The following is a 6,156-nucleotide window of genomic DNA, read 5'->3' on the forward strand; positions in this document are numbered from 1 at the left end:
GCCGGGGGGCCGTAGTCCGCCTGCCGGGGGCTGTAATCCCGCCCGCCGCCCGTGCTTCACACCGCCGCGCGCAGCGTGCCGTCCGGCGCCGTTGTCACAAGGCCGCGATCGGCCAGTGCCTGCAGATGGGCTGAAACCGACAGCCCGGCCGCGGCCACGAGGCGTGGATCGAGCCCGCGATAGACCGCCGCGACAATGGCCGGCACATCGTGCGCGCCGCGCACGACCGCATCGAGGATCGCCGCCTCGCGGGCGAGGCGATGGGCGGTCAGGCCGGCAATGTGGGCCGCAGGCTCCGTCACCGCACCGCCATGGCCCGGCAGGCAGAGCCGGTCGTTGCGTGCGCCGAGCCGGGCAAGAGAGGCCATATAGTCGCCCATGTCGCCATCGGGCGGGGCGACCACCGTCGTTGACCACGCCATGACGTGATCGCCGGAAAACAGCACGCCCGTCCCTTCCAGCGCAAATGCCAGATGATTTGCCGTGTGGCCGGGCGTCGCCACCGCCGAAAGCCGGAAACCGGCTCCGCTCACGCTGTCGCCGTCGGCCAGAACCCGGTCGGGCCGGAACGCCATGTCGCCGGAAGCCTCGCCCGCCCCGGCCCCGCCGGCGCCCGGCCGCGCCGGCCGGTGCGGCCCCTCGCCGAAGGTCGGCGCCCCCGTCAGCGCGGCAAGGCGCGCGGCCGCCGGCGAGTGATCGCGGTGGGTGTGCGTGACTACGATGGCCGAAACCGGCCGCCCGCCGGCGGCCGCCACGATGGCGGCGACATGGGCCTCGTCGTCCGGCCCCGGATCGATCACGGCAATTTCCTGCTCGCCGACCAGATAGGTGTTCGTGCCGTGGAAGGTGAACGGGCCGGGGTTGCGCGCCGTCAGGCGGCGCACGCCGGGCGCCACTTCCACCGCCCGGCCCCAGTCCGGATCGAAATCCTGCGTCAGTTTCAGTTCGGCCATGGCCTGTCCGTTCGCCGCCGGGCCCTGCCGGGCAGGCGACAGACACCGCCGGCACCGGAGGGCCGCGGCCCGCCATCCGGCGGCGATCTTCCACCGGGCGGCCGTTGCAGGCAAGCCGGAGCGGCGCCGCACGGCTTTCCCGCCGTCCGTCGCGACATCCGGGGGAAGCTGCCCCCGATTTGCCGTTATTGCCGTTTCTGACACTATTACGCCTTCATTGAGGCTTCATTGCGGGTCATCTTTCATTCACTGAAGTGTACGCAGAGCGCAATATTTCTGTGCGAAGCAGTGGTCGTCAGTAAACGCCCGGAGGGCATTTCCCGTGGCCACGACATTAACCCGTCTCACGATTGCCTCTGCTTTCTGCCTGCTTCTGACGATGCCTGCCGCATATGCCGACAACGCCGCCCCGGCCGCAGCCGCACGGCCGCAGCCGGCGACCGAACCGGGTTGCGACGTGCACCCGAACGGCCCGTGGTTCGGCTTCTTCTCCTACAAGTTCGCAACCCACATCTCGATCGGGTGGAGCGCGCGCGGCTGCTTTGCCGATCAGGCGAGCTGCCAGCAGTGGCTCTCCAGGGTCAGCACCAAAGCCTCGAAAGGCACCATCATCCAGAACAGCTGCCGCAAGCTGTGAACCCTGCCGGCCCGGCGCCGCACAACCGGCGATGTCGGGCCGCTCCATGTTTTCGCCATACCCTGCCGGCAGAAGGCGGCCACAGACGCCATCTGCAAGGGACTGCCGACCGCATGAAATCCGCCGCAATCGCCGCCGCCACCGCCCTGTTCTGCACCGCCGCCGCACTGCCGGCGCAGGCCCGTACACTGTGCACGATGGTGGCCGATGCAGCCGACGGCCGGGTTCTGGTGAAAGACGGCGACTGCGATACGCCTGTCACCCCGGCCTCGACCTTCAAGATCGCGCTGGCGGTAATGGGCTTCGAGTCCGGCCTGCTGAAGAACGCCCACGATCCGCTGCTGCCGTTCCGGCCGGGCTATACGGACTGGGCCGGCGCGGTGTGGCGCGAGCCGACCGACCCGCAGCGCTGGCTGAAATATTCCGTGGTCTGGTATTCGCAGCTTCTGGCCCGCGAGCTCGGCACGGCCCGCCTCACCGACTATGCCCGTTCGTTCGACTACGGCAACGCCGATTTCAGTGGCGATGCCGGCAAGGACAATGGCCTTGAGCGGGCGTGGATCGGCTCGTCGCTGAAGATCGCCCCGGCCGGGCAGATTGCCTTCCTCGAAAAGCTCGTCAACCTGCGCCTGCCGGTGAAGCGCGAGGCCATGGAAAAGACGATCGCCATCGTCGAGACGGCCGCGACCGCCCCCGGCGGCTGGCAGGTGCGCGGCAAGACCGGCATGGCCTATCCGCGCAACGCCGATGGCAGCTTCGACGAGGCCCATGCCTGGGGATGGTATGTCGGCTGGGCGCAGAAGGACGGGCGCACGCTGGTGTTCGCCCGCCTCGATCAGGACACCGAAAAGCAGGACACCCCGACCGGCAATCGCGCCCGCGCGGCTTTTCTGGAGGCCTTTCCGGCCACCATCGCGGACTGACCGGCACGGCCCCGCCGGGCCCGGCCCCTCGCCCCGCCTTCCGCCCCGCAACATGCGGGCGGAAGGCGCCGCTGTTGTTGCCTGCACAACAGGCCTGCTTCAGGCTTGCGCAGCAAAATTTCTTTTGCCAACCGGACGGCGACCCAATATTTTGCGCGCAACCTGCGGAGCGTTCCTTTCGCGCTGCAGTGCCCGCCTGCCGTCTGCCATTGCCCTGCCGCGATGCCGCACGACGGCCTCTCTTCCTCCGCGTCCAGCCCGGCCGGCCGCCTGACGGCCGCTGCGGCAACGCCTTAAGAACCGATCCGGACGCCCCCCTGCGACAGGGCCGGATATCGCGAGGCTCCCTTGGCTTTCATCGCCCGCTTCTCCGCTTTCGTCGGCAAGACGTTTGCGCTGTGGACCATTCTGTTCGCGGTGCTCGGCTTTGTCTTTCCGTCCACGTTCAGGCAGCTCACGCCTTACATCGTCACCCTGCTCGGCATCATCATGTTCGGCATGGGCCTGACGATTTCCGCCGACGATTTCCGCGAGGTCGTGCGCCGGCCGCTTGATGTGCTGATCGGCGTGATTGCGCAGTTCCTCATCATGCCGCTGCTGGCGGTGGCGCTGACGCGCATCATCCCGATGTCGCCGGAAGTGGCGGCGGGCGTCATTCTGGTCGGCTGCTGCCCGGGCGGCACCTCGTCCAACGTCATGACCTATCTCAGCAAGGGCGACGTGGCGCTGTCGGTTGCCTGCACCTCGGTGACCACGCTGCTCGCACCGGTGGTGACGCCGTTCCTCGTGTGGCTGTTCGCCAGCCAGTTCCTGCCGGTGGATGCGGCCGCGATGTTCCTCTCCATCGTCAAGGTGGTGCTGCTGCCGCTGGCGCTGGGCTATCTGGCGCAGAAGCTCATGCCGGGCGTGGTGCACGCGGCGGTGCCGATGCTGCCGCTCGTCAGCGTCACCGGCATCGTGCTGATCGTGGCAGCCGTGGTGGGTGCCAGCCGCGGCGCCATCGTGCAGTCGGGCCTGATGATCTTTGCCGTCGTGATCCTGCACAACGGCCTCGGCTACCTGCTGGGCTTCTTCGCCGCCAAAGCCACCGGCATGTCGCTGGCCAAGCGCAAGGCCATCGCCATTGAAGTCGGCATGCAGAATTCCGGTCTCGGCGCGGCGCTGGCAACGGCCTATTTCTCGCCCCTCGCGGCGGTGCCGAGCGCCATCTTCAGCGTCTGGCACAACATCTCCGGCGCCCTGCTCGCCAACTATTTCGAGACCCGCACCGAAGAGCCCGAGGCCGGCGCGAAGCCGCACTGACCGGCCGCGCGAGGTCCAAAAGAGCCGGGCACCGCAAAAAAGGCCCCCGCAAAACCAGACGAGGCGCCCGCCGGGCGCCTCGTTTTTCGTTTCAGGCCTTTGCTCCCTGCCGCCGCAGCGGGCCTGCCGGGCCTCAGCCGCTGAAACGGTTGGAGCGCGGAAAGCCGGTCGGCGGCATGCGGCCGACATCGCCGCGGCTCGCCACCCAGTCCTTCAGGTCGTCCATGCTGCGCGTGTGCACGCGGCCGGAGGTGTCGGTCCACGACAGGCCGGCTTCGGCGCTGAACACGCGGATATCGGCCAGCCGGCCATCCTTGTAGCGCTGCAGGCGCACGCCGCGGCCGCGCGTCATCTCGCTGACCTGCGCCAGCGGGAAGATCACCATGCGCCGGTTCTCGCCCACCACGGCCACCATGTCGCCATCGGCCGGCACCATCAGCGCCGCCGGCTGGGCAGCATCGACATTCAGCACCTGCTTGCCCTTGCGGGTGTTGGCGAGAATGTCGTCCTCGGCCACCACAAAGCCGCGCCCTTCCTGCGAGGCGACCAGAACCCGGGCGCCCGCGCGGTAGATCTTGACCGCCGTCACCTCGGCACCGGCATCCATGTCCACCATCAGCTTGATGGGCTCGCCGTGACCACGCCCGCCGGGCAGCTTGTCGCAGCCGAGCACATAGACCTTTCCGGTGGTCGACATCACCAGCAGCCTGTCGGTGGTTTCCCCGCGCAGCGCCCATTTCAGCTCGTCGCCCTGCTTGAAGGAGACCGAGGAGAGATCGGCGACATGGCCCTTGAGCGCGCGGATCCAGCCGAGCGCCGAAACCACGATGGTGATCGGCTCGCGCTCGATCATCGCCTCCAGCACATCCACCGCCGGCGCATCCGGGGCTGCGGCAAAGGTGGTGCGGCGCTTGCCGAGCGGCGTTTCCGGGCCATAGACCTTGCGCAGGTCCTTCACCTCGGCCGAAATCGCCTTCCACTGCGCCTTGTCGTCGGCGATCAGGGCTTCAAGCTCCGCCTTCTCGGCGGTCAGGGCGGTGTGCTCCTTGCGGATTTCCATTTCCTCAAGGCGGCGCAGGCTTCTCAGCCGCATGTTGAGGATGGCCTCGGCCTGCACGTCGGTCAGCGTGAAGGCGCGGATCAGTTCCGCCTTCGGCTCGTCGGCCTCGCGGATGATGCGAATGACGCGGTCGAGATCGAGATAGACGACAAGGAAGCCGTCCAGCACCTCCAGCCGGTGCGATACCTTTGCCAGCCGGTGCTGCGCGCGGCGCACCAGCACCACCTTGCGATGGTCCAGCCAGTGCTGCAGGGCGTCCTTCAGCCCGATCACCGCCGGCACCTGCCCGCCGACCAGCACGTTCATGTTGAGCGGAATGCGGTTTTCCAGATCCGTCAGCCGGAACAGCGATTCCATCAGCAACACCGGATCGACGGTGCGTGCCCGCGGCTCCAGCACGAGGCGCACGTCGTCGGCCGATTCGTCGCGCACGTCGCCCAGCAGCGGCAGCTTCTTGTTTTCCAGAAGCTCGGCGATGCGCTCGACAAGACGCCCCTTCTGCACCTGATAGGGGATCTCGGTGATGACGATCTGCCAGGCACCGCGACCCAGATCCTCGCTGTGCCAGCGCGCCCGCACCCGGAAGCCGCCGCGCCCGGTGCGGTAGGCCTCCGCAATCGCCGCGCGATCCTCCACGATGATGCCGCCGGTGGGAAAATCCGGCCCCTGCACGAACTGCAGCAGGCTGTCGCCTTCCGCCTCGGGATGGCGGATCAGGTGCAGGGCGGCATCGGCCAGTTCCGCCACGTTGTGGGGCGGGATCGAGGTCGCCATGCCCACCGCGATGCCGGCCGCGCCGTTGGCGAGCAGGTTGGGGAACGCGCCCGGCAGCACCACCGGCTCGTCCTCCGACCCGTCGTAGGTCGGGCGGAAATCCACGGCATCCTCGTCGAGGCCGTCGAGCAGGCGGGCGCCGACATCGGTCAGGCGGGCTTCGGTGTAACGCATCGCGGCGGCGCCGTCGCCGTCGAGCGTGCCGAAGTTGCCCTGCCCGTCCACCAGCGGGTAGCGCACGGCAAAATCCTGCGCCAGCCGCACCAGCGCGTCATAAACCGACTGGTCGCCGTGGGGATGGTATTTGCCGATGACGTCGCCCACCACGCGGGCGCATTTCTTGAAGGCCGATTCCGGGTCCAGCCGCAACTGCCGCATGGCATGCAGGATGCGCCGGTGCACCGGCTTCATGCCATCGCGCACGTCGGGCAGCGCCCGGTGCATGATGGTTGACAGCGCATAGGCGAGGTAGCGCTCTTCGAGCGCCTCGCGCAGATCGACCGGTTC

Annotated in this window: 5 protein-coding genes; 3 read left to right on the plus strand and 2 right to left on the minus strand. The window is 68.4% G+C overall.

Translation table 11 applies throughout. The annotated features are described in order from the left end of the window. Window positions 1–56 precede the first annotated feature (56 nt). On the minus strand, window positions 57–953 hold the full coding sequence (locus V7067_RS12600; protein WP_334176252.1) for an MBL fold metallo-hydrolase: 897 nt from the start codon (window positions 951–953) through the stop codon (window positions 57–59). A gap of 379 nt (window positions 954–1,332) precedes the next feature. Here V7067_RS12600 and V7067_RS12605 point away from each other — a divergent pair, with 379 nt between their 5' ends. From V7067_RS12605 to V7067_RS12615, 3 genes are all read left to right on the plus strand, one after another. Next, a complete protein-coding gene (locus V7067_RS12605) occupies window positions 1,333–1,590 on the plus strand; it encodes a hypothetical protein (protein ID WP_334176253.1) in 258 nt (85 codons plus the stop codon). Window positions 1,591–1,703: 113 nt separating this feature from the next. Beyond that, window positions 1,704–2,513 (plus strand): class D beta-lactamase, encoded by an 810-nt coding sequence (gene blaOXA / locus V7067_RS12610; RefSeq protein ID WP_334176254.1) that lies wholly within the window; start codon window positions 1,704–1,706, stop codon window positions 2,511–2,513. 348 nt (window positions 2,514–2,861) lie between these two features. Then, the gene (locus V7067_RS12615) at window positions 2,862–3,815 is read left to right on the plus strand and encodes a bile acid:sodium symporter family protein (protein ID WP_334176255.1); all 954 of its coding nucleotides are present in this window, start codon (window positions 2,862–2,864) and stop codon (window positions 3,813–3,815) included. Between the two features lie 133 nt (window positions 3,816–3,948). On the opposite strand, the gene parC is transcribed toward V7067_RS12615, so the two are convergent. Continuing rightward, the coding region (parC, locus tag V7067_RS12620; protein ID WP_334176256.1) for a DNA topoisomerase IV subunit A at window positions 3,949–6,156 on the minus strand (2,208 nt) is incomplete at its 5' end.

This window comes from Pseudoxanthobacter sp. (assembly GCF_036822375.1).
GTDB lineage: Bacteria > Pseudomonadota > Alphaproteobacteria > Rhizobiales > Segnochrobactraceae > Pseudoxanthobacter.

Bases quoted from the DNA above. Each gene is read 5' to 3' on its own strand.
- V7067_RS12605 (WP_334176253.1), top strand. From the start codon at position 1,333: ATGCCTGCCGCATATGCCGACAACGCCGCCCCGGCCGCAGCCGCACGG.
- blaOXA (WP_334176254.1), top strand. From the start codon at position 1,704: ATGAAATCCGCCGCAATCGCCGCCGCCACCGCCCTGTTCTGCACCGCC.
- V7067_RS12600 (WP_334176252.1), bottom strand. From the start codon at position 953: ATGGCCGAACTGAAACTGACGCAGGATTTCGATCCGGACTGGGGCCGG.